This window comes from Nocardia sp. NPDC051981 (genome assembly GCF_040680715.1).
In the GTDB taxonomy this organism is placed as follows: domain Bacteria; phylum Actinomycetota; class Actinomycetes; order Mycobacteriales; family Mycobacteriaceae; genus Nocardia.
The window spans coordinates 125,823-149,944 of sequence record NZ_JBFAXK010000011.1; the positions used below are offsets into that span (position 1 = coordinate 125,823).

The window sequence follows — 24,122 nt, forward strand, 5'->3', positions numbered from 1 at the left end:
CACCCCGAAACCTCGCACCCCCGGGCCTCCGAGTGCTACGCCCCTTCGGCGGTGCGGGTGGCGAGCCAAGCGCGCCAATCGGTGACGAGGTCCTGGTAGCCGGTGCCGAGGGTGGCGCGCAGGGCGGTGTCGACGGCGGCGCGGTCCTTGGGGCCCGATGCCAGTTGGCGGTAGAGGGCGACGAGTTTCGGGTCGCCGTAGCGGTCGGCGATGAAAGCGCAGACAGACCAGCCCTGTTCGTAGGCCAGCGAGGCCTGGCCACTGGTGGGCTCGAACATGGCGTCGGGCGGGAGGTCGGCGGGGAGGTCGCCGGCGCGGGCGCGGGTAGTGAGGGTGGGGGCGATCTCGGTGATGGGCCGGCGCAGATTGCGATGGGCCGAATATTCGGCGAAGCCCTCGAGCGTCCACATCGGGGAGCCGTCGACGGTGACCGCGCGCGAGGCCATGTGGGTGAGTTCGTGCCGCAGCACCGAGCGCAGGCCGTCGGGTCCCAGGCGGCGTCCGGCGTCGGGTCCGAAAACCACGCGCTGGCCGGTCAGTTGGGCGCCGGGGCGGAAGGGGTCGGCGACGGTCGAGGCCGCGACCTCGGCGGGCACGTCACCGGCGGCGTGGGTGAGGGCGGCGAATTCGGAGACGCTGGACGCCACCACCACGACGGGGGCCTGATTCCAGTCCGAACCCCACAGCGCGGTGACCGCGGCGGTGCTTGCCGCGAGTTCGCCTGCCAGCACATCGATATCGGCGCGCTGCCCGGAATGACCGAGCACGACACCGATCCGCCCCGACCCGGTCGCCGCGGTCTCGGCGACCACCTTGCCGTAGCCCTCCATGGTCCGTTTCACCAGCGGCACCTGCGGATCGGAGGCTGTCACCCGACCCGAGTCCTGCCCGGGCGTCACCGCGCGCAGCTTGGGCAGCACCGAGTTCGGCAACATGAGCAGCGCCCCGCAGGCCGCGGTCAGCGTGCTGACCATGACCAGGGTGGCGACGAACTGGAACCGCCGCCGCGCCGCCAGCCAGCCGCGCATCCGCCGCAGAGCGCTCATCGCCACCTCGTCGTGATCATGCTCTGCACATCGGGCACGAGTGGGGACCCCACGTGGTTACGCAAGCTGCCTCCTCCGGGTCCTGACCACTCACGCCGGGTCCGCGAGAGCTCAGAACCGGCGCGCCGAATGGAACGGTGTAGAGCTCATCGGCGCGACCTGAACCGGTACGCCGAAAGTCGAAGCGTGCAGCATCAATCCGTTGCCGGCGTAGATGCCCACATGCGAGATGTCAGAGTAGAAGAAGACGACGTCGCCGGGCTGGAGGTCCTTCTCGTCGACCGGCGTGCCGTAGCTGGACTGCTGCTGGCTGGTGCGCGGCACGCTCTTGCCGACCTGTCGGAAGGCCCACTGCACCAGGCCGGAGCAGTCGAACTGGTCGGGACCGGTGGCGCCCCAGACATAGGGATCGCCGACGCGGGTGAGGCCGGCGGCCAGCGCGCTGGTGCCGGAACCGGGCACCAGGCCCCGGAGCAGGCTGTCGCGGTCGAAGCCGGGCGGGAACATGGAGCCCGCGAGCGCGGACTTGTCACCGGCGGAGAGCTGCCCCCAGGCGGCGATCACCTGAGCCATGGATCCTTGCAGCGCAGCACGTTTGGATTCCAGGTCCTTGCGGACCGCGTCGGCGGCGGCGCTGGCGGCGCGCGCGGTGTCGGCGGCGGAGCGGGCGGCGGCCTCGGCGACCGAGGCCGCGTCGGTGGCCTTCTCGTACTGGCCCAGTTGATCATTCGTGCGCGCGCCCACGAAGTCCACGATGGACATCTGGTCGAGCAGCTGCTGTGGCGAATTGCTGACCAGTAGCGAAGTGAGCCGGTTGGTGCGGCTGCCGAGCAGCGCGGAGGTCGCGGCCCGATCGATGACCGGTTGGTAGCGACGGATTTCCGCCTTGGCCGCGTCCAGGGTGGCGGCCGCGTCGGCGGCCCGCTGATCGGCGACGCCGGCGGCGGCGGCCTTGGTGTCCAGATCGGACTGCGCGTCGAGCGCCTGCTGATTGAGCTGTTCGGATTGCCGCGACAGGTCGATGAGCCGCTGCACCGCTTCCCCAGCAGATGCCGGTGCGGAGACCGGATCGGCTGTCGCGGATCCGAGGCCCAGGGTGCCGTAGGTGCCGACCATGAGCGCGCCTACCGTGAGGGCTTCACCCACCAGTCGCCTGGTTCGCTGACTGTGTGTCCGATGATGTCGCTGCGGCGCTGCCACCGTTGGTGTCGTCCCGTTCTCTTACCCCGAGCCGGTTCAGAAGGTCTCGATAAGATTACGAAACGGCGACCGCTTGTGTCCAGCAGGCCACGGAATCATCACGGTCACCGTCTCTTCCGCAGGTCGGCCGCCTGCGGTCGGCTACGGGGAGAACTCCCCGGTCGAGCAGCGGATCAGATGCGGCGCGCGCCCGCGAACGGCATCGAGGAGATCGGGGCGACCTTCACCGGCTGACCGGAGGTCGACGCGTGCACCACATTGCCGTCGCCGACGTAGATGCCGGAGTGGCTGCCGCCGTAGAACGACACCACGTCGCCGGGCTCCAGATCGTCGTACGACACCGGGCTGCCGGTGTTGAGCTGCTCATAGCTGGTGCGCGGCAGGCTGACTCCGGCCTGCGCGTAGGACCACTGCACCAGACCGGAGCAGTCGAAGGCGTCCGGGCCGGCGGCGCCGTAGACGTAGGGGTCGCCGACGCGGCTCAGGGCGGCGTTGACCGCGGCCTGACGCGGGCCGCTCTGCGGCCTGGGGGCGGCCGGGCCCCACGGGGTGATGATGCCGGGGATGGCGGGGATGTTCAGCGGGAGGGATTCCGGGAGGCCCGGGATGCCGGCGGGCAGCTGGATCTGGTCGGGCACGTCGATGGTGCCGACCGGAGTGTTCACCGGCTGGGCCGACGCGGGGGTCGCTGGCAGCAGCAGCGCGCTCACCGCGGCGGCGCCGACGGCACCGGCCGCAGCGGCACGACGCGCGGTGCGCTGCATGCCCTGGACCTGTCGCTTGACGGTGGTGGTCGCCATGATGAGGTACTTCCAATCTCCCCCGCGACGCCGCACCCGGTGGTGCGTCGGACTCCGCGAGGTCTCAGGAAGATTACGAGTCCATAACGGCGCTTTGTAAAGCCGAGACGGACCGCCCGTCCGTCGAAATTGTTACGCGACCCTATTTCGGTGCGATAAACGTCACAGCAATCACGAAACGATAACAGCGGCCATTTTCCGGGGAGCGCACCAATAGCTACCGACAAGTAGCCAGCGCTCGCTCGAGGCCCTCCCGACCTCGACAAATTACGCATAACACAAGGTCAGAGCGATGGCCGCCGACCTGGGCGATTCCGACACGCCCACGCGACACGCCCGACCGCAGGATAGCGGGGCGGCATGCCCCGAGACCGGCGCGCACCGACCGCCCTCACACCCATGATTGATTCACTTTCTGAATAACTGTGACCCTGACCACAATCTCGCATATTTCCGCAATTCGGGGATTTCATCTCGAGAATCTCCACCACATATTCAGACCTTTCCCCAGGTCGCGCGAAGCAACTCCCCGGGCCCCGCCCGAGTTCCCGGCCCGACCTGCGGAAAGTGCCGGATCACGCGTTCCCGGACACGGTCACGCCCCTCCGGGGCTGCGATGAATGACTTGGCGGGGAAAGGTTGTCGGACCCTGCGCCTAGGCTTCCCGTCCGTGTCCGGACAGCTGGCCTTCGACGAGCTCGAAACCCCGCTCTATGACACGACGTTCGTGGTGGTGGACCTGGAGACGACGGGCACCAGCCCCGAGGGCGACTCGATCACCGAGATCGGCGCGGTGAAGGTACGCGGCGGCGAGGTGCTCGGCGAGTTCGCGACCCTGGTGAATCCCGGCTGCGCGATTCCGCCGCAGATCGTGCAGATCACCGGGATCACGACCGCCATGGTGGTGGACGCGCCGCGCATCGAGCAGGTGCTGCCCGGGTTTCTGGAGTTCGCGCGCGGTGCGGTGCTGGTCGCCCACAATGCCCGCTTCGATACCGGATTCCTGAAGGCCGCCGCGGCCCGGTGCGAATTACCCTGGCCCGCTTTCCAAACGCTGTGCACTGTCCAGCTGGCGCGGCGGGTGCTCGGCAAGGACGAAGCGCCCTCGGCCAAGCTCTGGTACCTCGCCCAGCTGCTGGGCGCCGAGACCCGGCCCACGCACCGCGCCCTCGACGACGCCCGCGCCACGGTGGACGTGCTGCACGCGCTCATCGCCCGGGTCGGCAATCAGGGGGTTCAGAGTCTCACCGAACTGCTCGACTATCTGCCCGAGGTGACACGCCGCCAACGCGCGAAACGTGTGATGGCGGCGGATCTTCCGGCCACGCCGGGGGTGTACCTGTTCCGGGGTCCGTCGGACGAAGTCCTCTACATAGGGACGGCGGTGAATCTGCGCCGTCGCGTCCGCACCTACTTCACCGGTTCCGACACCCGCCCGCGCATGCGCGAGATGGTGCAGCTGGCCACCCGGGTCGACCATGTCGAGTGCTCGCACGGCCTGGAGGCAGGTGTGCGGGAGCTGCGGCTGCTGCTCGCCCACACTCCGCCCTACAACCGGAGATCGAAGTTCCCGCAACGCGCCTGGTGGCTGACGCTGACCGACGAGCCTTTCCCGCGGTTCGCGGTCTCGCGCACCCCGGCCCGGGACACGCTGGGCCCGTTCACCTCTCGCGCCGACGCTCTGGAGATCGCCGCCACCGTCGCCGAGCAGGCGGGCCTGCGCACCTGCACCACCCGCATCCCGCGCACCGGCCGCCATGAGTGCCCGCCGGCGGTGGTCGGCGGTTGCCCCGCGAGCGCCCACGGCAGCCCTCTATATATAGAGGAGTACGAGCGAACTCCGGCCATGGTCCGCGCCCTGTTCGCGGGCGCCGACGACGCCCTGCTGCACGCGATTGCCGAGCGGCTCGAAAGCCTTTCCACCGCGGAACATTTCGAGGCCGCAGCCCGGCTGCGGGATCGCACCGTGACGGTGATCCGCGCCCTGCGCCGCACCCAGCGCCTGGCCGCCCTGGCGGCCATTCCGGAACTGATAGCTGCCCGCCCCGACGGTGCGGGTGGCTGGGAGTTCGCGATCATCCGCCACGCCCGCCTCGCCGCCGCGGGTACCGCCGTGCGCGGTATCTCCCCCATGGCGGTGGTGGACCGCCTGGCGGCAGCCGCCGAAACCGTCATCCCGCCCCGCCTCCCCGGCCCGGACGACGACCCCGCCTATCCCCCACTGCGCGGGGCACTTCCGGAGGAGGCGGGCCTGCTGGTCCGCTGGCTCGAACAGCCCGGCACCCGCATCGTCCGCACCACCGACGGCTACGGCGAACCCCGCCGCGGCGCCGGCGCCTGGCTCGACTGGGTCGCCCGCGCCGAAGCCGCCGCCCAGATCACCACCCCGGATCAGTCCCCGACGGGCTGATGACCAGCGCGGTGAAAACGCGCGGCTTCGAGGCCATTCGGGGTAGATGCGGACGTGAGTACCGGAACGTGCGGGCGGCGGGAGCGGCGCGCTGCCAGAATGGCGGGATGTATGTGCCAGATGCGGAGCGCTGGAATCACAACATCGAATACCACCCACTGCTGGCGGCGGCGGTCGCGGGGGCGCGGAATGTGCTGGACGTCGGGTGCGGGGAAGGCATGCTGGCCAGGCGGATTCGGCGGGGCGGGGCCGCAGTGACCGGGATCGATCCCGATGCGCGGAGTATCGAGCTGGCCCGGGACCAGTCCGGGGCGGACGACATCACCTATCTCCGGGCGGATTTCCTCGAGTACCCCTTCGAGCCGGAGTCGTTCGACGGGATCGTGTCCATCGCGGCGCTGCACCACATGGACACCGTCAAGGCCCTCACCCGGATGCGGGAGCTGCTGCGGCCTGGAGGGACCTTGGCCGTGGTGGGCATGGCACGCAACGACTTTCCGGCGGATCTACCGTGGGAGGCCGCCGCCCTGCTCACCAGTTTCAAGGATCGGCTGTGCCGGGCGCAGTGGGCGCACCCCTCGCCGGTGGTGTGGCCGCCACCGCAAACCTATGCCGAGACGCGGCGAACAGCGGCGGAAATCCTGCCGGGCGTGCGCTACCGACGGCACGTACTGTGGCGGTTCTCACTGGTGTGGACCAGGCCGAATCCGGCTGTGCCGCAGGGTTAGCCGCCGAAATGGGAGGTCAGCGCGGACCGCGAGTGCGGTACGTCGGCAGGAACGCAACCGCGCACCGTCAGCACCATCGCTAACGCGGGATGTCGTGGGTGCGGCCGGGTTGAGCGCCCGGGCGCCCTCGGTAACCGTGGCCGAAGACGGGCTGGGCAGGTGCACCGACCATGTGTGCGACGGTCTCGGCGGTGAGTCCGAGCTCGAGGAGTTCGGCAGCGAGCTGCTGCCGGATCTGATCGACCAGGCCGCGAAAGCTGATGTGCTGGTCTGCGAGTCGGCGGTGCAGGCCGCGTTCGGACAGTGTGAGTTCCCGGGCGACCTCGGCGAGTGACGGCGCGGTCGCGGGCGTCCGCAGCAGCACTCGGCGCACCTGCGCCGCCGGACCGGTGTATCGATGCCGGCGGTCCAGTGCCAGCTCACACTGCTGGATGCACAGCGCACCGGTGTGCGCGTCCGGCGGCCGGGCGCGCTGATCGAGCACTTCGGGTGGCACGGTGAACCTGCCTCGGCCGACCTCGAATTCGAGGTCGAGCAGCACATCGGTGTCCGAGACCAGCGCCGAGACCAGCGTGCAGGCGGCCGTCAGATCGCGGGCCAGCAGGAACGCCCGCACTTCGCCGCGCACCTCCCCGTCCCCGGCTGAAACCGCCAGCCCCGCCCGGGTCTCGGTGAACGACGGCCCGAATCGGACGGAGGTCACCGCGAAGTACCCGGGCAGCAGCCGGATCGCCTCCCGCACGGTCGGACTCGTCATCATGGCGTAGCCCACGATCCCCGCTCCGGGGAGCGCGTACCGCCGCCCGGTCGCGGCCCCCAGTTCGGCCGGGTCTCCCCCGTGCGCGATCAGATTCCGGATGACCCGCAGTTCCTGGCCCGACCGCACCTGCGCGCCGGGTTCTTCCAGGTCACTGCCGCGCAGCCCGGTCCCGGCCAGGCAGGCCGAGGCCGGAATCCCCTGTGCCCGACCGGTCTCCACCGCATAGCGGGTCGCCACCGCGGGCCGGGCGACCGCCCGTCGATCCGGCTGGACAGCCATAGTCCGGAAGCTAACAGGTCCCGGTCACCTTGTCATCCGATCGGCCGAGTCCCGGAACGGGGAAGGCCCCGAGTCGAATTCGACTCGGGGCCTTCCCGTGTGACGGCGAGGATCAGTGCTCGTGCTTGCCGGCGGCGGCGTTCTGCGCCTCCTCCAGCACCTCGAGCATCTTGTGCTCTTCCTCGTGGGCGACGGCGACCAGGTCCGCCTGCTCCGACGCGGGGTCGGCGCGCAGGAAGGAGCCGGTGCCGGGCTTGCCCGCGGAACCCAGCTTGGCCATCTTCTTGGGCACCGGGGCGCCCTGGTACTCCAGCGGGATCGGGTGACCGTGCGAGTCGACCGGGCCCAGCGGCTGGTGCACCTCGATGTACTCACCGTGCGGAAGCCGCTTGATGACACCGGTTTCGATGCCGTGCTCGAGCACCGCGCGGTCGGACCGCTGCAGGCCGATGCAGAACCGGTACGCGACGAAGTAGGCGATCGGCGGGGCCAGCAGCAGCGCGATGCGGAAGAACCAGGTCGTCGCGTTCAGCGAGATGTCGAACTTGAGCGACAGGATGTCGTTCACACACGCCAGGGTCAGCACCAGGTAGAACGCGATGGCCATGGCACCGATGGCGGTGCGGACCGGCACGTCGCGCGGACGCTGCAGCAGGTTGTGCCGGGCGGTGTCGCCGGTGAGGCGCTTCTCGATCCACGGGTAGGCGATCAGCACAGCGAACACCGCACCCATGATCAGCGCGACCCAGAACGGCGCCGGGACCGTGTAGCGGCCCAGGTACAGCTCCCACGGCGGCATGAGACGCGCCATACCGTCGGTCCACATCATGTAGAAGTCCGGCTGCGAACCCGCCGAGACCTGAGACGGGTTGTAGGGACCCAGATTCCAGATCGGGTTGATCTGGAACACGCCACCCATGATGGCCACGACACCCAGGGTGAAGGCGAAGAACGCGCCCTGGTCGGCGGCGAACACCGGGATGATGCGAGCGCCGACGACGTTCTTCTCGGTGCGGCCCGGTCCGGGGAACTGGGTGTGCTTCTGGTACCACACCAGCGCGACGTGCGCGGCGATGAGCGCCAGGATGATGCCCGGCAGCAGCAGCACGTGCGCGATGTACAGACGCGGAATGATGATGGTGCCCGGGAAGTCACCGCCGAAGATCAGCCAGTGCATCCAGGTGCCGATGACCGGGATGCCCATGGTGATACCACCGAAGGCGGCGCGCAGACCGGTGCCGGAGAGCAGGTCGTCCGGGATCGAGTAGCCGAAGAAGCCCTCGAACATGGCCAGGATGAGCAGCAGCGAGCCGATCACCCAGTTGGCCTCACGCGGCTTGCGGAAAGCGCCGGTGAAGAAGATGCGGAACAGGTGGATGATGATCGACGACGCGAACAGCAGCGCCGCCCAGTGGTGCACCTGGCGCACGAACAGACCGCCGCGCACCTCGAAGGAGATGTTCAGCGCGGTCTCGTAGGCCCGCGACATGGTGACACCGCGCAGGGGCTGGTAGGCGCCCTGGTAGACGGTCTCCGACATGGACGGGTCGAAGTACAGCGTCAGGTAGATACCCGACAGCAGCAGGATGATGAACGCGTACAGCGCGATCTCACCGAGCAGGAACGACCAGTGGGTCGGGAAGACCTTGTTGATCGATCGTTTGGCGAACGCCGCGAGGCGGTAACGCTCGTCCATCTCGTTGGCCTGGACGGCCACTTTGCTAGGGCTCATGAACGACGCTCCCAGTAGGCCGGGCCGAGGGGCTCGATGAAGTCGTGCTGGGCGACCAGGTAGCCATCGGCGTTGACGGTGATCGGCAGCTGCGGCAGCGCACGCGCGGCGGGACCGAAGACCGGCTTACCCCACTCGGTCGCGGAGAACTGCGACTGGTGGCAGGGGCACAGGATCCGGTTGGTCTGCTGCTCGAACAGCGAGGTGGGGCAGCCGAGGTGGGTGCAGATCTTCGAGTAGGCGAAGTAGTCGCCGAAGTTGAAGCTCTCCTGGCCCTTGCGCTTGATGGCGTGCTCGGCATCGTGGGTGCGCAAGCGAATCAGCATGACCGCGTTGCGGATACCGCGCAGCGATTCCAGCGTCTTGTGCTCGTCACCGCGCCAGGATTCCTTCCAGGGGAAGACGGTCTCCATGGCACCGGCGTCCAGATCCTCCGGCTTGACCAGGACGATGTCCTCGGGACGGCCGGTGTCGCGACGCAGGTAGATGGTCTCGCCCGGGTAGTCCGGGGTCCAGCCCGAGACCCACAGCGGCGACTTGTCGCGCTTGGCCCACGGGTTCTTGATCATGCCGCCGACGAAGACGAGCAGCGCGCCGACGCCCATGACGCCCACGCCCAGGCCCGCGGTGCGGGTGATGAGCTTGCGGCGGCCCAGGGTCGAGGTCTCGGCGGCGTCCTGCAGCTGCGCGACCAGGGTGCGCCGGTCGACCTCCTTGGACGCGCCGTCGTGGCGGTCCTGGATGGAGATCTCGGCGGGGATGAAGTGCTTGCGGATCAGCACCACCGCGACGCCGACGGCCAGCACGGCGATGCCGAGGGTGAGGCCGTAGAGCGGGGTGGTCAGCGTGTACATGCCGTTGCCGTCCTGGTGACGGCCCTTGTACTCCCAGGGCCAGAACAGGAAGACACCGATCAGCGCGGCACCCGCGAGCGCGGAGATGCCGAACCAGAGCGCCACCCGGCGCTCGGCGCGCTTCTCGGCCCGGGTACCCGGGACCGGCCAGCGCGGGGCACGGTAGGCGACGTCGACGCCGTCCAGCTCGGTGCCGAGCTTGACCAGCTCGTCCCGCGACATGGCGTCGAGCTGCTCATCGGTGGGTTCGGTGGGGTTGTCCCCCATGCTGTTTCGCTCCTGTTCACTCATGACCGGGAACCGATCCACATCGCGGAGCCGACCAGGACCACGATGCCGACGACCCAGATGGCCAGGCCCTCGGTCGCGGGACCGAAGCCGCCGAGGCCGTAGCCGCCCTCGGACGGGGTCTCCATGCGGTCCTTGATGTAGGCGACGATGTCCTTCTTCTCGTCCGGCGTCAGCTGCCGGTCGGAGAACCGGGGCATGTTCTGCGGGCCGGTCAGCATGGCCAGGTAGAGCTGCTGCTCGGTGGCCTCTTCCAGCGGCGGCGCGAACTTGCCGGACGACAGCGCGCCACCCTTGCCGGTGAAGTTGTGGCAGGAGGCGCAGTTCATGCGGAACAGCTCGCCACCGCGGCCGAGGTCACGGTCCTCGACGATGGACTCCTGCGCGATCTCGCCGTTGCTGTCGCGCAGCACGGTCGGACCGCCGCCCTGGGACTGGACGTACGCGCCGAGCGCGTCGGTCTGGTGCGCGTCGAACTTCGGGGGCTTGCGCACGATCTGCGCCTCGTTGCGGGCGGCGGGCATACGACCGGTGGAAACCTGGAAGTAGACCGCGGCCTCACCGACGCCGATCAGGCTGGGGCCGCGATCCTGGACACCCTGCAGGTTGGCACCGTGGCAGGTGACGCAGGAGGTGTCGTAGATCTGCTTGCCCTCGCGGATCAGCGCGGACTGGTCCTCTTTCGCGGTGGCGACCTGAGCCTGCGGGGTCAGGGCCGACGCCGCGAAGCCGGCTCCGACGAGGCCCATCAGGAGGACCAGACCGCCGGCCAGCTTCCGGCGCATCCGGCGCTGCTTGCGGATCTTGGTGGCCTGGCCGATCCCCTCGGGATCTGGCGCTGACGGGGGAGATGAACTCATCTGTGTCCCTTTGGAGTAGACGGAACCGACTTGTACAAGTTTCTGGGTTGCCGACGCGGGCTGGGCCTCGGCACGTCCGGTACTAGCGGACGAAGTAGATCGTGGCGAAGAGGCCGATCCAGACGATGTCGACGAAGTGCCAGTAGTAGGAGACGACGATCGCCGCCGTGGCCTGCGCCGGGGTGAACTTGCTGAGCTTGGTGCGGATCAGCAGGAACACGAACGCGATGAGACCGCCGATGACGTGCAGACCGTGGAAGCCCGTGGTGATGAAGAACACCGAGCCGTACACGCTGCTGGAGATCGAGGTGCCCTCCGAGTACAGGGCGTGGTACTCGGTGGCCTGGCCACCGACGAAGAACGCGCCCATCAGGAAGGTCAGCAGGTACCAGCGGCGCAGGCCGAAGACGTCACCCTTCTCCGCCGCGAACACGCCCATCTGGCATGTGAAGGAGGAGGCGATCAGCACCGCGGTCACCGGCACGGCGAGCTTCATGTTCAGCTCGGTCGGCTCCGGCGGCCAGTTTCCGTGCGCCTGCGCGCGAGCAACGAAGTACATGGCGAACAAGCCGGCGAAGAACATCAGCTCGCTCGACAGCCAGATGATGGTACCGACGCTGACCATGTTGGGCCGGTTCAGCGAATGCACACGCTGGGTAATGGCCGATCCTGGGGTCCCTACTGCGGTCGTCACGCCGGTAAGTATGACTTGTCGTAGTACGACAGGCGTAGGCGGGTACGAAACTTTGTCGTACGTGTCGGAAAGCCCAGGGCGAGCGCTCGTCTGGCCGGGCTCTCGGCGTGTCCCGGATGAGCCTAGATTGCGCAGGTAAGAGGAAGCTGAGCCCGGTGGAGAGGGATGTATGAGCGTGAAATCGTGGTGGCGGCGGATAGCCGGACGCGGCGGGACGACCGAACTGGACCCGACCCGGCCGGATCTGGTGGTGGTGGCATCGAGTTTCGATGACGCCGAAGCCTGTTCGGCGGCCCTGGGCAAGGCTCTGCAGTGGACATCGGACAATCCAGTAGTCCTTCGGCATCACCTCCGGGTTCCCGCCGCCCGCGTCGGTGAGGTGCAAGTCATCGCCGCGCAGATCGGCTATGACACAGCCTCGGTGGACACGGCCGACCCCGCGAACCTGGTGTTGCAGCGCGTGCAGGTGCTCGACGCCCTGCACTGCTCCCAGGAGCGTTCCCGCATGACGGGAATCGCCCATCGCTACGACGGCCATGTCCTCGGCTGGGATGCCCTGCAGCCCGCCGCCGGTCCTGGCGGAAAGAACTAGCCCCGCACACTAGGCTTGCCCCAACAACACTGGTGTCCGGCGTGGACCGGCAACGGGAAGAGAAGGCAATGAGCGCGCGCAGCTGGAGAGAAATTCTCGGCATCCTCACCGACGGCAACGATCTGTCCTCGGATGAGGCCGCGTGGGCGATGAACGAGATCTTCTCCGACAACGCCACCTCCGCGCAGATCGCGGCCTTCGGCGTGGCCCTGAAGATGAAGGGCCCGACCCCGACCGAGCTGAGCGGCCTGGCCACCGGCATGCTCTCGCACGCGAAGCGGGTGCCGTTCGAGGGCGCGGCGGTGGATATCGTCGGCACCGGCGGCGACCGCTCGGGCAGCGTGAACATCTCCACCATGTCCTCGATCGTGGTGGCGGCCAGCGGGATTCCGGTGATCAAGCACGGCAACCGGGCGGCCTCGTCCAAGAGCGGCGGCGCGGACGTGCTGGAGGCACTGGGCGTGAAAATCGCGCTCGGGCCGGAGTCGGTGGCCGAGTGCGTGCGGCAGACCGGCATCGGGTTCTGCTTCGCGCCGGTGTTCCATCCCTCGCTGCGGTTCGCGAGTCAGGCGCGCGGTGAGATCGGGATTCCGACGGTCTTCAATATTCTGGGCCCGCTGACCAATCCGGCCCAGCCCAGCACGGGCCTGATCGGCTGCGCTTTCCCGGATCTGGTGCCGGTGATCGCGGGCGTGTTCGCCGAACGCGGCGCCTCGGCGCTGGTGGTCCGCGGCAACGACGGCCTCGACGAGATCACCACCGCCGACACCACCGATGTGTGGGTGGTATCGGGCGGCCGGTTGCACGAAACCACCATCGACCCAACCAAACTCGGCATCGAGCGGGTGGATCCGTCGGCGCTGCGCGGCGGCGACGCGACGATGAACGCGGAGATCGCGCGCGCCATGTTCGCCGGCGACCCGGGCCCGGTGCGGGACGCGGTGCTGCTGAATTCGGCGGCGGCGCTGGTGGCGTTCGAGCTGTCCGCCGCGGGGGTGGACGACGATCTGCACACCAAGCTGGCCGCGACATTGAAGCGGGTGGCCGAGACCGTGGATTCGGGTGCGGCCTCGGCCCTGCTGGATCGCTGGGTCACCGTCTCCAACGGGCTCGGCGCGAACTGACCCCGGGGGCTTCAGGCCAGCGGTTCGGCCACGGAGTCCACGGCCTGTTTGAAACGGCTCATGGCATCGAAACTCTTGATGCCAGGGGCGGTTTCGACCGAGCTGGAGACGTCGACGCCGAACGGCCGGTGGGTCGTGATCACCTCGGCGACATTGTCGGGGCTGAGGCCACCGGCCAGCACCACCTGTCCGGGCACCTGCTCCAGCCAGTCCGGGAATTCGGCGAAGACGCCCGATCCGGTGCTGGCGTCGTAGAAGAAGTATTCGCAGACCTGTTCCGGGGTGGGTGCGACGGCCGAGCAGTAGGCCAGATTCGGCAGGCCGGTCCAGTTGTAGAGCTGGATGACGTCGAAGTCGCCGATCACCTCGGCGACCTCGGCCCGGTCGAACGCCACCACGAACGAGCGGATCCGGCCGCGCGCGTACGCCGCCAGCTCGCGGGCCCGGGCGGGCTCGACATACCGCTTGCTCTTGGCTGTGCCGACCACGCCGATGGCGGAATAGCCGAGCTCGACGGCCCAGTCGATCTGTTCCTCGGTGGTGAGCCCGCACACCTTCACGAACACGGTTCCTGCCCTCTCATGGAAGAGTTCCTCCGAGTGTCCTGAGAGTTCGGGTCACCCAGCTGTGTGTTTGCCGTTCGGGTCACCGAGGCGGCGTTACAGTTTCGACATGCGATACGGAGTGGTGCTACCCGGCCTGGTGGCCGTGTTCCTGGGCATCGGCATTCCGGTGAGCGCCGCTCACTGGGCTCACGACGAGACCGCCGATCCCGGCACCCTCAGTGTGGACGGCCACAGCTACGGCATTCCGGGCGACTGCGTGACCATCCGCAGCGTGCCGCGCCGGCTCAGTGTCGACAATGAAACCGCCCTGCGCGCCCAGGTGTACCTGTTCCCCGGCTGCAAGGGCGGCGTCACGCACACCATCGAGCCCGGCCACACCGGCACCGCGCTGGGCGCGTCCGTGCAGACCCGCTGACCCGGGCGGCTATTCGCCGATCGAGAAGCCGGCCTCCACGTCCGCGCGCGAGTAGGACTTGAACGCGATGTGGGTGGCCGTGCGCAGCACGCCCGGCGTCTTGTTGATCCGGCCGGTGACCACGTCGGCGATCTCCTCGTGGTCGCGCACCCGGACCACGGCGATCAGGTCCACATCCCCCGCGCACGAATAGACCTCGGCCACCCCCTTGATGTCGGCCAGTTCCTGCGCGGTCTCCGGAATCCGATCCGGTTCGGCGGAGATCAACACGATCGCGGTAATCATGAGCCCAACTCTAGGTGATGGCCGGGACGGCAGCGCCGGTCCGGGATCGAACGGCGGGGGTCCGGGTCAGTCCGGGATCGAGTCGGTGTGGTCGAGCGGTTCGCCGAGAAGGTCGGCGGCGGCGCGGTGGATTTTTTCCAGCGCCGACATCAGGTGGCGGCGCTCGGCGTCGGTGAGGTCGGCGGTCACCTTGTCGGACAGGGTCTTCCGGTCGGCTTCGACGGGGTCGCGGAGATCGCGGCCGCGGTCGGTGAGCCAGAGCCGGACCAGGCGGTTGTCCTTGTCGTCGCGGCGGCGGGTGAGCAGGCCGGCGGCGGCCATGCGGGTGGCCATCTTGACGACGGTCGGCGTGGTGACGTTCAGCGCGGCCGCCATCTCCCCCGGTGTGCGGCCGTCCTGTTCCCACAGCACGGCCAGCACGTGATTCTGGCCGAGGTGCAGGCCGAGGCGGCGCATGTCGCGATCGGCCAAGGCGCGCAAGGCTTTCGAGGTGCGGCCGTGCAGGTCCAGGAAGTCGGCTGAGCCTGGGGAAGACATGAGGCCTCCGGTCGGGTGCGGGTATTGACCATCGATCGTTAGCCGTCTAACGTTTTCGGTAGACGGCTAACGATCTGGAGATGTCATGCTACTGCTGACCGGAGCGACCGGGAACATCGGCCGCGAACTCACCCGCATCCTCGACGCCAACGACCTCGATTTCCGTGCCCTGGTGCGGGATCCGGCACGGGCGGCGACCCTGCCCGCGCGTGCCGAAACCTGCCTGGGCGACCTCGACGATCCGGCGAGCCTGGACCGGGCCATGACCGGAGTCACCGGCCTGTTCCTGCTGGTCCCGGGCATCGGGCTGGACCACACCCGCAACCTGCTGCACGCCGCCGCCAGGGCGGGGGTGCGACGGATCGTCATGATCTCCTCCGCCCACGTGCTGGTCGAACCGCTGCCCGCCATGGGCAGCTGGCACCATGAGCGCGAGAATCTGGTGCGCGCCAGCGGAATTCCGTGCACGATCCTGCGTCCGGGCGGGTACATGTCCAATGCCCTGGAGTGGATTCCGGCGTTGCGGGCGGGCGACCCGATCCTCGACCCCTCCGGTCCCGGCCGCTTCGCCCCGATCGATCCCGCCGACATCGCCGCTGCGGCGGCCCGCTGCCTCACCGAGCCCGGCCACGCCGGAGCGGCCTATCACCTCACCGGGCCGGAGAGCCTGACCGTCGGCGAGCAGGTCGCGATCCTCGCCCGAATCCTGGACCGCGACATCAAGATTCGTGAGGCCGCCACGCCGGAGGAGGCGGTTGCGGCCCGCTTCCCGAACGGCGCTCCCCCGCCGCTGGCCGCGGCGATCGTGGCGGGCTTCGCCCTCATGCGCGCCGACACCGCGGGCGCGCGCACCGAGACCGTGACCGAACTGCTCGGCCGCCCGCCGCGCACCTTCGCCGAATGGTGTGCGGCCCACCGCGCCGCCTTCGAGGACTGACCGGGCCTTCGAGGACCGTCGGGCCGCACCCGGCTGACATCACCTGCACCAGTGGCGGGATTCGAACCCGCGGTTTCTTCCCTGACGGGGAAGCGAGGACTCCGGACTCCTCCACACCGGCTGGACCACCCCACGACCTGCGCGCCAGGGCGTCGGTGGCGACGATGACAGTAATGACACGTCGCGGAAAGCGGTACCGATTTTCCGCGGCGGGGTCAGCCGAGGTCGGCGAGGAGGGCGCGGGCCGGATTCCGCCCGCCACCCGCGAGCGCCTCGCGCTGCTGGTGGCCCAGCACAATCGCAGCGACTACGAGCTGTCGGCCCACGCCTACCGCGGCGCCAAGGTAACCGGCCTGCCCGAGGAGGAGACGATCCGCGCCCGGCAGGCCGCGTCCGCGGACCCGGAAGCCGAAGCGGCCCTGGCCTTCAATGTCCACCCTTGCGCCCCAAGGTGATTGGGGCGCGGGTAGGTGGTCACCACTGGCCGGGGACGTACTGGCCGCCCAGCTGACCGGAGATGACGTTCAGACGGTTCCAGGCGTTGATGGTGGCGATGAGGGAGATCAGCGCGCCGATCTGGTCATCGTCGTAGTTCTTGCGCACCAGGGCCCAGGTGTCCTCGGAGATGGCGCCGCCGTCGGCGAGGCGGGTGCCCTCGTCGGTGAGGGCGAGCGCCGCGCGCTCGGGCTCGGTGAAGACGGTGGATTCCTTCCAGGCGGCGACCATGGCCAGGCGGACCGCGGTCTCGCCGGCGTGGGCGGCGTCCTTGGTGTGCATGTCCAGGCACATGCCGCAGCCGTTGATCTGCGAGGCGCGGATCTTCACCAGTTCCTGGGTGGCCTTGGGCAGGCTGGACTCGTCGACGACGCGGGCGGCGGTGACGAGGCGCTTGTTGAACTTGGCGGCGACTTCGTTCTCGTGCAGGGCGAAGCGGGTCATTGTTCTCTCTTTTCTCTGTGTCGTTCGTTGCCTTCGTCAGGTTGACGACGCGGCCCACGCGGGTGTGACATCGGGTGTTGTGTGATGCCGGTCACGCCAACTGGAGCGGTCCAACCGGTCGCGCCGACCTCACGACAATGCCGGTCCGCCTTGATATTTCCGCTGTTCGGACGCCGTCTCGCGACGATGTGAATCTTGATTTCGCGAAATCGCCTCCATAGAAGTGGATCCGGCGCGATCATGATTCGGACGATTGTGAACCGACCGGTAGTCACATCCCGGCTACCTAGGGGGTTGCGATGCTCGACGCAGGCAGACATCGGAGAATCTCACCCAGTGGTCAGTGGCAAGGAGTCCGCCCCCAGCTGGGGCGCGCCCGGCCCGGCCGCCATCACCGCAGAACATCGAATCAGTTCCGCACCAAGGCCATCCAGGCCCTGCTGCCCGCCGCCACCGTCATCGCGCTGGCGGCGGCCGCCGCGCCGGCCCACGCCGACGCGCCGCCGCAGCCGGTACAGATCGATTCCATCGCCGGGCTCTCCCAGAACATGCTGGCGACCATCAACGCGTTGCAGACCTTCAATATCCCCGGCATGGACCTGCCGGGCGTGAACCTGCCCGCGCTGTTCACCCCGGACACCGCGATCGTGGTGCTCGGTTACGGTTTGCAGCCCGACGGCTCGATGCGCCCGGAGCTCATGGCCCGGCTCTACGCCGGCTACGTCTCGGCCCTGCTCTCGCCGCAGGCCCCGGTCATCGTGACCGGCGGCAATCCGCAGAACGGGGTGACCGAGGCGGACGCCATGGCGGACTGGCTGGTCGAGCGCGGTATCGACCGCGCCCGCATCCATACCGAGACCAAGGCGAATTCGACGGTCCAGAACGCGGCGTTCTCGGCGCAGCTGATGGACGCCATCGGCGCGCACGCGGCGATCCTGATCACCTCGGCGGACCATATCGCCCGGGCGCTGATGAATTTCCAGGCGGCCGGGATCTCGGTGGTGGCGACCATGACGCCGGACGCCGCCCCGCTGTCGGCGGTGCCGTTCGGACCACGCGGCTAGCCCGCGGAACACCGCCGGTCCGCGAAAAGCCAGGGCCCGCCGATCGATTGATCGGCGGGCCCTGGTCTGCGCGCCTCAGGCGAGGTAGCGGGCGATGCTCTCCGCGACGCAGGCGGGCTTGTCCTGCCCCTCGATCTCGACGGTGACCGTCCGCACGGCCTGCACGCCGCCGGGGATGTCGGTGACGGCGTCGAGGGTGAAGCGCCCGCGGATGCGGCTGTCCACCGGCACCGGGTTGATGAACCGAACCTTGTTGAGCCCGTAGTTGATCGCCATGTTCGCGGCGCTGACGGTCATGACCTGCGCGGTCATCGGCACCACCAGCGACAGGGTGAGGAACCCGTGGGCGATGGTGCGCCCGTAGGGTCCGGCGGCCGCGCGGGCGGCGTCGACGTGGATCCACTGGTGGTCGTCGGTGGCGTCGGCGAAGGTGTCGATGCGCTGCTGGTCGACGGTGATCCAGTCGCTGACACCGATTTCGGTGCCGGCGGCGGCGCGCAGGTGGTCGAAGTCGCTGAAGTCGATCATGCGGTGTTCCTCTCGCTAGGCGTAGCGCTGCTTCAGTTCGCGCTTGAGGATCTTGTGGGTGGGCCCCATGGGCAGTTCGGTGACGAACTCGACGCGGCGCGGGTACTTGTACCGCGCCACATGCTCTTTCGCGTAGTCGATGACGTCCTCGGCGGTGAGCGGTCCGGACGGCACGACGACCGCGAGGATCTCCTCGCCGTAGTTCTCGTCCGGCACACCGATGATCGCCACCTGCGCGATGTTCGGGTGCCGCAGCAGCGCGGCCTCCACCTCGGTCGGGTACACGTTGAACCCGCCGCGGATGATCATCTCCTTGATCCGGTCCACGATGCGCAGGTAGCCCTGCTCGTCCTTGACGCCGAGGTCGCCGGTGCGGAACCAGCCGTCCACCATGACCTCCGCGGTGGCCTCGGGCTTGCCGGTGTAGCCGCTGAACACATTGTGGCCACGCACCACGACTTCACCGATGGTGCCGGTGGGCTGGAGTTCGACGCGGTCGCGCACGTCGGCGGCGGCGATCTCGACGTCGACGCCCCACACCGGGTGGCCGACGGTGCCGATCTGCGGGCCGAGCAGCGGCTGGTTCACCGTTGCGGTGGGCGAGGTTTCGGACAGGCCGTAGCCCTCGAGGATGTGCGAGCCGAAGACCTTCTCGAACTCCTCGATGATGACCGGCGGCATGGCCGCGCCGCCGCTGATGCACAGCCGCAGCTTCGGCAGTTCCGCCGCGCCCCCGGCCGCCTCGAGCAGCCCGTGGTACATGGTCGGCACACCGTGGAAGGTGTTGACGTTCTCCTTCACCATGAGCTCGAGCGCCTGTGCCGCATCGAATCTCGGCATGAGCACCAGGGTCGCGCCGAGCCGCCAGTGCGAGTTCATGGAAACGGTCTGCCCGAACACGTGGAACAGCGGCAGCGCGCCCAGCGCGATGTCCTCGCGCTGGACCTCGTTGGCGTCGAAGGCGTTCACCGTCGCGCACATGACCATATTGAGGTGGCTGAGCTCCGCGCCCTTGGGACGGCCGGTGGTGCCGCTGGTGTAGAACACCACCGCGGTGTCGAGCGGGCTGCGCGCCACATACGCCGGAATCGCCTCGCCGGAAAGCTCTTTCGGGCTCAGGCAGTCGATGCCGACCCGGTCGGCCGCTTCTTTGCCGACGGCCTCCACCATCGGATGGCAGACCATGACCTTGGCTCCGCTGTCGCGCAGCACGTATTCCGCCTCGTCCGCGGTGAGCAGCAGGTGCACCGGTACCACGGTCGCACCCGCCGCCAGAATGGCGAAGTACGCACGCGGGAAATCAGCGGTATTGGGTCCCATGAGCGCGACCCGGTCACCCGGCCGCACCCCGAGTTCGATGAGGGCACCGGCTTGTTCGCGGGCCTGCCGCCACAGGTCGCGGAAGGTGATGCGCTGGTCGCCCTCGATCAGGGCGATGTGGTCGGGTCGCCGCCACGCCGGTTCGGCGAGGATGCCGGCCAGGGACAGAGTCGCGTTCATCGATACCTCGGTTCGATCGGTTGGTCAGAGACCCATGTCCTTGGCGATGATCATCTTCATGACTTCGCTGGTGCCGCCGTAGATCCGGTTCACGCGGTTGTCGGCGTAGAGGCGGGCGATGGGGTACTCGTTGATGAAGCCGTATCCGCCGTGCAGCTGCAGGCAGCGGTCGATGACGCGGTGGGCGACCTCGGTGCAGAAGAGCTTGGCGGAGGCGGCATCCGCCGGGGTCAGGGTGCCCTCGTCGAGGGCCTCGAGGCCGCGATCCACCACGGCCTCGGCGGCGTCCACCTCGGCCTGGCAGGCGGCGAGTTCGAACTTGGTGTTCTGGAAGCTGGCCACCGGCTGTCCGAAGACGTTGCGCTGCCGGGTGTATTCCTTGGCGAAACGGATCGCGGCCTTGGCCTGCGCGTACGCACCGACGGCGATGGACAGCCGCTCCTGCGGGAGGTTCTGGCCCAGGTAGGAGAAGCCCTTGTGCTCCTCGCCCAGCAGATCCTCGACCGGCACCTCGACGTCGGTGAAGTTGAGCTCGGCGGTGTCGGAGACCTTGAGGCCCAGCTTGTCCAGCTTGCGGCCGACGCTGTAGCCCGGGGACTTGGTGTCCACCACGAACAGCGAGATGCCGTGGCGGCGATCGGTGTCGCTGGGCGCGGCGGTGCGGGCGCAGACGATGACGCGGTCGGCGAGCACGCCACCGGTGATGAAGGTCTTGGACCCGTTCAGCACGTAGTGCGTGCCGTCCGCGGAAAGCTTTGCGGTGGTGCGCATTCCGGCCAGGTCGGAGCCGGTGCCGGGCTCGGTCATGGCGATGGCGAACATGATCTCGCCGGTGACGAAGCCGGGCAGCCAGCGCTGCTTCTGCTCCTCGCTCGCGAGATTCTCGAGGTAGGGCAGGCACAGTCCGACGTGCACGCCGGAGCCGCCGAAGGACACCGCGGCGCGGGCGCATTCCTCCATGAGGATGGCCTGGAACTTGAACGACTCGATGCCCGCGCCGCCGTACTCCTCGGGCACCTCGATGCCGAAGACGCCGAGTTCGCCCAGCTTGTAATAGAAGTCGCGCGGCGCGATGCCAGCGGCGTACCACTGCTCGTAGACAGGCACTACCTCGGCTTCGATGAACGCGCGCACGGTCTCGCGGAAGGCGTCGTGGTCCTTGTCGAAAACTGTTCTCTGCATGGGGAAGATCTCTCCGAACTAGAGGCGGCGGCCGCCGTCGACGTAAATGGTCTGGCCGGTGACGAACGAGGCGTCGTCGGAGACCAGGAAGGACACCACGTTCGCGATGTCGGCGGGCTCGCCGACCCGGCGCAGCGGGGTGATCTTGGCGGCCTCGGCGCGGAACTCCTCCGGCGAGACGCCCACGCGGGCGGCGGTGGCATCGGTCATCTCGGTGACGATGAAGCCCGGCGCGACGGCATTCACATTGATACCGAACGGGCCCAATTCCATGGCCAGCGTGCGGGTCAGGCCCTGGATCCCCATCTTGGCGGCCGAGTAGTTGGCCTGGCCGCGGCTGCCCAGCGCGGACACGCTGGAGGTGTTCACGATCTTGCCGGACTTCTGCTTCACCATGTACTTCTGCGCCTCCCGCGAGCACAGGAACGTGCCCTTCAGGTGCACGGACATGACGATGTCCCAATCGTCCACCGACATCTTGAACAGCAGGTTGTCGCGCAGCACGCCGGCATTGTTGACCAGCACGTCGACCGAACCCAGTTCCGCGGCAATGCGTTCGAACGCCGCTGCGACCTGCGCCTCGTCGGTGACATTGCAGCCCACCGCGATGGCCGTGCCGCCCTGGGCGGCAATGGCGTCCACGGCGTCCTTGCAGGCGGCCTCGTCGAGATCGACGATGGCGACGGCGAAGCCGTCGGCGGCCAGGCGGGCCGCGGTGCCCGCGCCGATTCCGCGGGCCGCACCGGTCACGACTGCGACTTTCGACATGACTGAATCTCCCTGTCTGTGAATGACGTTCAGAGGAAGGCGTTCACGCCGGTGAGGGCGCGCCCGATGAGCAGTTTCTGGATCTGGCTGGTGCCCTCGTAGAGGGTGAGCACGCGGGCGTCGCGCAGGTACTTCGACACCGGGTACTCGTCGATGTAGCCGTATCCGCCGAACACCTGGATGGCATTGTTGGCGGCCTTCACCGCGGCCTCGCTGGCGAACAGCTTGGCGACCGAGGCCTCGGTGCCGAACGGCTTGCCCTTCCCGATCAGGTCGGCGACCCGCCAGGTGAGCAGCCGCGCCGCCTCGACATCGACGGCGATATCGGAGATGAGTTCCTGGACCAGCTGATAGGAGGCGATCGGCTTGCCGAACTGCTCGCGCTCCCGAGCGTATTTCACGGCGGCCTCCAGGCAGCCGCGCGCGACGCCGACACACCCGGCGGCCACACCCATGCGGCCCTTGTCCAGCGCTGCCATGGCGATCTTGAAGCCCTGGCCGAGCTCGCCGAGCCGGTTGGCGTCGGGCACCCGGACCTGGTCGAGGACGAGTTCGGCGGTGGCCTGGCCGCGCAGGCCGAGCTTGCCCTTGATCTCGGTGCGCGCGAAGCCCGGGGCGTCGGTGGGCACCAGGAAGGCGGTCACGCCCTTGGGGCCGGGGCCGCCGGTACGGGCGAAAATAATGGCGACATCGGCCCAGGTGCCGTTGGTGATGAACATCTTGCTGCCGGAGAGCAGCCAATCGTCGCCGTCGGCAACGGCTTTGGTGGTGAGGCTGCCCGCGTCGGAGCCGGTGCCGGGTTCGGTGAGGCCGAAGCAGCCCAGCGCCTGGCCGGCGCACAGACGCGGCAGCCACTCCCGCTTCTGGGTCTCGGTGCCGTAGGTCTTGATCGACTTGGCCACCAGTCCGAGCGAGACGGACACGATGCCGCGCACCGAGCTGTCGCCGCGGCCGAGTTCCTCGAGCAGGACGCAGTAGTCCAGGGCCGTGCCGCCGGAGCCGCCGTACTCCTCCGGGATCTCGATGCCGAGGAAGCCCATCGCACCGAGCTTGCCGACGATCGCGGTATCGACCGCCTCCGCCCGATCCCAGGCGGCCGCGTGCGGAACGACCTCTTTGTCCACCCAGGCCCGGGCCAGCTCGCGCAGTTCGCGCTGCGACTCGCCGAGTTCGAAGTCCATGGTTGTGATAGCTCCTAACCAAACGTTGTTAGGTTTATGACTCGAAATTATCCTAACAGCGTTCGGTTAATCAAGGACCGGGTGATAAATTCGACGTCCGCCGGGGGATCGCCGAGGTCTTCCATCGAAGGAGGTGAGCCGGATGGCCAGGCCGAAGGTGCCGCTGCTGAGCCGCGAACGGATTCGCGACGCGGCCCTGACCCTGATCGACCGCGACGGACTCGCCGAGCTGTCCATGCGCAAGCTCGCCGCCGAACTGGGCGTGCAGGCCGCCTCCCTCTACACCCACTACCCCACCAAGGACGCCGTCCTCGACGACATCGCGGGCGGTCTCATGGCACGGGTCGATGTGTCGGCCTTCGACCAGGGCTGGCGCGCCGGCCTCACCTCATGGGCCCACTCCTACCGCGACGCCCTGGTCCGGCACCCCAACTTCGTCGCCTACCTGGCCGCCGGACCCGGCACCCGCGACGAGAACCTGCGCGCCGCAGACGCCGTCCACGGCGGCCTGGTCTCCGCCGGCTGGCCCCCGCGCGACGCCACCATGATCGGCGCGGCCACCCGCTACCTGGTCATGGGCGCCACCATGGGCTCGTTCTCCCGCGGTTTCGTCGACGACGTCCAGGTCTATCGCGACCGCTACCCGCATCTGGAGCAGGCGCATCTGCTGCGCGCCAAGGCCGACGAGATCGATTCGGAGAGTTTCGAATTGGCGCTGTCGGCCTTCACCGACGGCCTGCAGCTCCGCTTCGACGCCATCGAGAAGGAGCGGGCCCGCCGGCGGCAGACCCGCTCGAACCCCCGCTCCGGCTAAGGGATGCGTCCCGCCGGCGTTTCACTCAGCGGGACAGTT

General features: G+C 68.5%; 26 protein-coding genes and 1 tRNA gene. 9 read left to right on the forward strand and 18 right to left on the reverse strand.

What is annotated here, in order from left to right:
* Positions 1 to 35: 35 nt before the first annotated feature.
* The 3 genes from AB0L60_RS20740 to AB0L60_RS20750 form a co-directional block, all read right to left on the reverse strand.
* A complete protein-coding gene (locus tag AB0L60_RS20740) occupies positions 36 to 1,046 on the reverse strand; it encodes a hypothetical protein (RefSeq protein WP_364616265.1) in 1,011 nt (336 codons plus the stop codon).
* A gap of 111 nt (positions 1,047 to 1,157) precedes the next feature.
* Positions 1,158 to 2,162: an NlpC/P60 family protein gene (locus tag AB0L60_RS20745; protein ID WP_364616569.1), complete on the reverse strand. Its 1,005-nt coding sequence runs from the start codon at positions 2,160 to 2,162 to the stop codon at positions 1,158 to 1,160.
* Positions 2,163 to 2,419: 257 nt separating this feature from the next.
* The gene (locus tag AB0L60_RS20750) at positions 2,420 to 3,046 is read right to left on the reverse strand and encodes a C40 family peptidase (RefSeq protein ID WP_364616268.1); all 627 of its coding nucleotides are present in this window, start codon (positions 3,044 to 3,046) and stop codon (positions 2,420 to 2,422) included.
* A 616-nt stretch (positions 3,047 to 3,662) separates the two neighbouring features.
* On the opposite strand from AB0L60_RS20750, the gene AB0L60_RS20755 reads away from it, so the two are divergent.
* Both AB0L60_RS20755 and AB0L60_RS20760 read left to right on the forward strand, forming a co-directional pair.
* A complete protein-coding gene (locus AB0L60_RS20755) occupies positions 3,663 to 5,456 on the forward strand; it encodes a DEDD exonuclease domain-containing protein (RefSeq protein ID WP_364616271.1) in 1,794 nt (597 codons plus the stop codon).
* Positions 5,457 to 5,563: 107 nt separating this feature from the next.
* Complete coding sequence (locus AB0L60_RS20760; RefSeq protein WP_364616274.1) at positions 5,564 to 6,184, forward strand: class I SAM-dependent methyltransferase; 621 nt, start codon at positions 5,564 to 5,566, stop codon at positions 6,182 to 6,184.
* Positions 6,185 to 6,263: 79 nt separating this feature from the next.
* On the opposite strand, the gene AB0L60_RS20765 is transcribed toward AB0L60_RS20760, so the two are convergent.
* From AB0L60_RS20765 to AB0L60_RS20785, 5 genes are all read right to left on the reverse strand, one after another.
* Positions 6,264 to 7,223 carry an AraC family transcriptional regulator ligand-binding domain-containing protein gene (locus tag AB0L60_RS20765; RefSeq protein WP_364616277.1) on the reverse strand — a complete coding sequence of 320 codons (960 nt, stop codon included), beginning with the start codon at positions 7,221 to 7,223 and terminating at the stop codon, positions 6,264 to 6,266.
* A 112-nt stretch (positions 7,224 to 7,335) separates the two neighbouring features.
* Entirely contained in the window at positions 7,336 to 8,955 is a 1,620-nt protein-coding gene (locus AB0L60_RS20770; RefSeq protein WP_364616280.1) for a cytochrome bc complex cytochrome b subunit, read from the reverse strand.
* Positions 8,952 to 10,100 (reverse strand): ubiquinol-cytochrome c reductase iron-sulfur subunit, encoded by a 1,149-nt coding sequence (locus AB0L60_RS20775; protein ID WP_364616283.1) that lies wholly within the window; start codon positions 10,098 to 10,100, stop codon positions 8,952 to 8,954. The genes AB0L60_RS20770 and AB0L60_RS20775 overlap by 4 nt, the downstream gene beginning before the upstream one ends.
* Positions 10,097 to 10,957, reverse strand: a complete 861-nt coding sequence (locus tag AB0L60_RS20780) for a cytochrome c (RefSeq protein WP_354843124.1) — start codon at positions 10,955 to 10,957, stop codon at positions 10,097 to 10,099. Before AB0L60_RS20780 ends, AB0L60_RS20775 begins: the two co-directional genes overlap by 4 nt.
* Before the next feature lie 82 nt (positions 10,958 to 11,039).
* Complete coding sequence (locus AB0L60_RS20785) at positions 11,040 to 11,651, reverse strand: heme-copper oxidase subunit III (RefSeq protein WP_083868641.1); 612 nt, start codon at positions 11,649 to 11,651, stop codon at positions 11,040 to 11,042.
* A 169-nt stretch (positions 11,652 to 11,820) separates the two neighbouring features.
* On the opposite strand from AB0L60_RS20785, the gene AB0L60_RS20790 reads away from it, so the two are divergent.
* Together AB0L60_RS20790 and trpD are read left to right on the forward strand one after the other, a co-directional pair.
* Positions 11,821 to 12,243: a hypothetical protein gene (locus AB0L60_RS20790; protein ID WP_364616288.1), complete on the forward strand. Its 423-nt coding sequence runs from the start codon at positions 11,821 to 11,823 to the stop codon at positions 12,241 to 12,243.
* 68 nt (positions 12,244 to 12,311) lie between these two features.
* Complete coding sequence (gene trpD, locus AB0L60_RS20795; RefSeq protein ID WP_364616291.1) at positions 12,312 to 13,367, forward strand: anthranilate phosphoribosyltransferase; 1,056 nt, start codon at positions 12,312 to 12,314, stop codon at positions 13,365 to 13,367.
* 11 nt (positions 13,368 to 13,378) lie between these two features.
* Here trpD and AB0L60_RS20800 read toward each other — a convergent pair whose 3' ends face one another.
* Positions 13,379 to 13,933 carry a hypothetical protein gene (locus tag AB0L60_RS20800; RefSeq protein WP_364616294.1) on the reverse strand — a complete coding sequence of 185 codons (555 nt, stop codon included), beginning with the start codon at positions 13,931 to 13,933 and terminating at the stop codon, positions 13,379 to 13,381.
* A gap of 106 nt (positions 13,934 to 14,039) precedes the next feature.
* Here AB0L60_RS20800 and AB0L60_RS20805 point away from each other — a divergent pair, with 106 nt between their 5' ends.
* Positions 14,040 to 14,348 (forward strand): hypothetical protein, encoded by a 309-nt coding sequence (locus tag AB0L60_RS20805; protein WP_364616297.1) that lies wholly within the window; start codon positions 14,040 to 14,042, stop codon positions 14,346 to 14,348.
* Positions 14,349 to 14,357: 9 nt separating this feature from the next.
* On the opposite strand, the gene AB0L60_RS20810 is transcribed toward AB0L60_RS20805, so the two are convergent.
* Together AB0L60_RS20810 and AB0L60_RS20815 are read right to left on the reverse strand one after the other, a co-directional pair.
* Positions 14,358 to 14,633, reverse strand: a complete 276-nt coding sequence (locus AB0L60_RS20810) for an Lrp/AsnC ligand binding domain-containing protein (protein WP_040856541.1) — start codon at positions 14,631 to 14,633, stop codon at positions 14,358 to 14,360.
* Between the two features lie 66 nt (positions 14,634 to 14,699).
* Complete coding sequence (locus tag AB0L60_RS20815; RefSeq protein WP_364616301.1) at positions 14,700 to 15,170, reverse strand: MarR family transcriptional regulator; 471 nt, start codon at positions 15,168 to 15,170, stop codon at positions 14,700 to 14,702.
* Between the two features lie 85 nt (positions 15,171 to 15,255).
* Between AB0L60_RS20815 and AB0L60_RS20820 the strand changes: the two genes are divergently transcribed.
* Entirely contained in the window at positions 15,256 to 16,107 is an 852-nt protein-coding gene (locus AB0L60_RS20820; protein WP_364616304.1) for an NAD(P)H-binding protein, read from the forward strand.
* A gap of 46 nt (positions 16,108 to 16,153) precedes the next feature.
* Here the strand turns inward: AB0L60_RS20820 and AB0L60_RS20825 are convergent.
* Positions 16,154 to 16,228: transfer RNA gene (locus AB0L60_RS20825), tRNA-Asp, on the reverse strand.
* Between the two features lie 52 nt (positions 16,229 to 16,280).
* On the opposite strand from AB0L60_RS20825, the gene AB0L60_RS20830 reads away from it, so the two are divergent.
* Positions 16,281 to 16,562, forward strand: a complete 282-nt coding sequence (locus tag AB0L60_RS20830; protein ID WP_364616307.1) for a carboxymuconolactone decarboxylase family protein — start codon at positions 16,281 to 16,283, stop codon at positions 16,560 to 16,562.
* A 19-nt stretch (positions 16,563 to 16,581) separates the two neighbouring features.
* Here the strand turns inward: AB0L60_RS20830 and AB0L60_RS20835 are convergent, their stop codons facing one another.
* Entirely contained in the window at positions 16,582 to 17,046 is a 465-nt protein-coding gene (locus tag AB0L60_RS20835) for a carboxymuconolactone decarboxylase family protein (RefSeq protein WP_364616310.1), read from the reverse strand.
* A gap of 299 nt (positions 17,047 to 17,345) precedes the next feature.
* Here AB0L60_RS20835 and AB0L60_RS20840 point away from each other — a divergent pair, with 299 nt between their 5' ends.
* Positions 17,346 to 18,110 carry a YdcF family protein gene (locus AB0L60_RS20840; protein WP_364616313.1) on the forward strand — a complete coding sequence of 255 codons (765 nt, stop codon included), beginning with the start codon at positions 17,346 to 17,348 and terminating at the stop codon, positions 18,108 to 18,110.
* Between the two features lie 75 nt (positions 18,111 to 18,185).
* On the opposite strand, the gene AB0L60_RS20845 is transcribed toward AB0L60_RS20840, so the two are convergent.
* Genes AB0L60_RS20845 through AB0L60_RS20865 form a run of 5 tightly spaced genes read right to left on the reverse strand, consistent with a single transcriptional unit; the run spans position 18,186 to position 23,269 of the window.
* The gene (locus AB0L60_RS20845; RefSeq protein WP_364616316.1) at positions 18,186 to 18,638 is read right to left on the reverse strand and encodes a MaoC family dehydratase; all 453 of its coding nucleotides are present in this window, start codon (positions 18,636 to 18,638) and stop codon (positions 18,186 to 18,188) included.
* A 15-nt stretch (positions 18,639 to 18,653) separates the two neighbouring features.
* Positions 18,654 to 20,138: a long-chain fatty acid--CoA ligase gene (locus tag AB0L60_RS20850; protein WP_364616319.1), complete on the reverse strand. Its 1,485-nt coding sequence runs from the start codon at positions 20,136 to 20,138 to the stop codon at positions 18,654 to 18,656.
* Between the two features lie 24 nt (positions 20,139 to 20,162).
* Positions 20,163 to 21,320, reverse strand: coding sequence for an acyl-CoA dehydrogenase family protein (locus tag AB0L60_RS20855; protein WP_364616322.1), 1,158 nt, complete (start codon positions 21,318 to 21,320; stop codon positions 20,163 to 20,165).
* Between the two features lie 18 nt (positions 21,321 to 21,338).
* The gene (gene fabG / locus AB0L60_RS20860) at positions 21,339 to 22,088 is read right to left on the reverse strand and encodes a 3-oxoacyl-ACP reductase FabG (protein ID WP_364616325.1); all 750 of its coding nucleotides are present in this window, start codon (positions 22,086 to 22,088) and stop codon (positions 21,339 to 21,341) included.
* A 29-nt stretch (positions 22,089 to 22,117) separates the two neighbouring features.
* Positions 22,118 to 23,269: an acyl-CoA dehydrogenase family protein gene (locus AB0L60_RS20865; RefSeq protein WP_364616328.1), complete on the reverse strand. Its 1,152-nt coding sequence runs from the start codon at positions 23,267 to 23,269 to the stop codon at positions 22,118 to 22,120.
* 142 nt (positions 23,270 to 23,411) lie between these two features.
* Between AB0L60_RS20865 and AB0L60_RS20870 the strand changes: the two genes are divergently transcribed.
* Complete coding sequence (locus tag AB0L60_RS20870; protein ID WP_364616331.1) at positions 23,412 to 24,083, forward strand: TetR family transcriptional regulator; 672 nt, start codon at positions 23,412 to 23,414, stop codon at positions 24,081 to 24,083.
* The last annotated feature ends 39 nt before the right edge of the window (positions 24,084 to 24,122 follow it).

Excerpts from the sequence above, each read along its gene's own strand:
- AB0L60_RS20810 (WP_040856541.1), bottom strand. The coding sequence starts at position 14,633 with ATGATTACCGCGATCGTGTTGATCTCCGCCGAACCGGATCGGATTCCG.
- AB0L60_RS20765 (WP_364616277.1), bottom strand. The coding sequence starts at position 7,223 with ATGGCTGTCCAGCCGGATCGACGGGCGGTCGCCCGGCCCGCGGTGGCG.
- AB0L60_RS20805 (WP_364616297.1), top strand. The coding sequence starts at position 14,040 with ATGCGATACGGAGTGGTGCTACCCGGCCTGGTGGCCGTGTTCCTGGGC.
- AB0L60_RS20790 (WP_364616288.1), top strand. The coding sequence starts at position 11,821 with ATGAGCGTGAAATCGTGGTGGCGGCGGATAGCCGGACGCGGCGGGACG.
- AB0L60_RS20835 (WP_364616310.1), bottom strand. The coding sequence starts at position 17,046 with ATGACCCGCTTCGCCCTGCACGAGAACGAAGTCGCCGCCAAGTTCAAC.
- AB0L60_RS20830 (WP_364616307.1), top strand. The coding sequence starts at position 16,281 with ATGACACGTCGCGGAAAGCGGTACCGATTTTCCGCGGCGGGGTCAGCC.
- AB0L60_RS20780 (WP_354843124.1), bottom strand. The coding sequence starts at position 10,957 with ATGAGTTCATCTCCCCCGTCAGCGCCAGATCCCGAGGGGATCGGCCAG.
- AB0L60_RS20855 (WP_364616322.1), bottom strand. The coding sequence starts at position 21,320 with ATGCAGAGAACAGTTTTCGACAAGGACCACGACGCCTTCCGCGAGACC.
- AB0L60_RS20745 (WP_364616569.1), bottom strand. The coding sequence starts at position 2,162 with ATGGTCGGCACCTACGGCACCCTGGGCCTCGGATCCGCGACAGCCGAT.
- AB0L60_RS20845 (WP_364616316.1), bottom strand. The coding sequence starts at position 18,638 with ATGATCGACTTCAGCGACTTCGACCACCTGCGCGCCGCCGCCGGCACC.
- AB0L60_RS20850 (WP_364616319.1), bottom strand. The coding sequence starts at position 20,138 with ATGAACGCGACTCTGTCCCTGGCCGGCATCCTCGCCGAACCGGCGTGG.
- AB0L60_RS20770 (WP_364616280.1), bottom strand. The coding sequence starts at position 8,955 with ATGAGCCCTAGCAAAGTGGCCGTCCAGGCCAACGAGATGGACGAGCGT.
- AB0L60_RS20755 (WP_364616271.1), top strand. The coding sequence starts at position 3,663 with ATGAATGACTTGGCGGGGAAAGGTTGTCGGACCCTGCGCCTAGGCTTC.
- AB0L60_RS20750 (WP_364616268.1), bottom strand. The coding sequence starts at position 3,046 with ATGGCGACCACCACCGTCAAGCGACAGGTCCAGGGCATGCAGCGCACC.
- trpD (WP_364616291.1), top strand. The coding sequence starts at position 12,312 with ATGAGCGCGCGCAGCTGGAGAGAAATTCTCGGCATCCTCACCGACGGC.
- AB0L60_RS20775 (WP_364616283.1), bottom strand. The coding sequence starts at position 10,100 with ATGAGTGAACAGGAGCGAAACAGCATGGGGGACAACCCCACCGAACCC.
- AB0L60_RS20740 (WP_364616265.1), bottom strand. The coding sequence starts at position 1,046 with ATGAGCGCTCTGCGGCGGATGCGCGGCTGGCTGGCGGCGCGGCGGCGG.
- AB0L60_RS20820 (WP_364616304.1), top strand. The coding sequence starts at position 15,256 with ATGCTACTGCTGACCGGAGCGACCGGGAACATCGGCCGCGAACTCACC.
- AB0L60_RS20760 (WP_364616274.1), top strand. The coding sequence starts at position 5,564 with ATGTATGTGCCAGATGCGGAGCGCTGGAATCACAACATCGAATACCAC.
- AB0L60_RS20815 (WP_364616301.1), bottom strand. The coding sequence starts at position 15,170 with ATGTCTTCCCCAGGCTCAGCCGACTTCCTGGACCTGCACGGCCGCACC.
- AB0L60_RS20840 (WP_364616313.1), top strand. The coding sequence starts at position 17,346 with ATGCTCGACGCAGGCAGACATCGGAGAATCTCACCCAGTGGTCAGTGG.
- AB0L60_RS20865 (WP_364616328.1), bottom strand. The coding sequence starts at position 23,269 with ATGGACTTCGAACTCGGCGAGTCGCAGCGCGAACTGCGCGAGCTGGCC.
- fabG (WP_364616325.1), bottom strand. The coding sequence starts at position 22,088 with ATGTCGAAAGTCGCAGTCGTGACCGGTGCGGCCCGCGGAATCGGCGCG.
- AB0L60_RS20870 (WP_364616331.1), top strand. The coding sequence starts at position 23,412 with ATGGCCAGGCCGAAGGTGCCGCTGCTGAGCCGCGAACGGATTCGCGAC.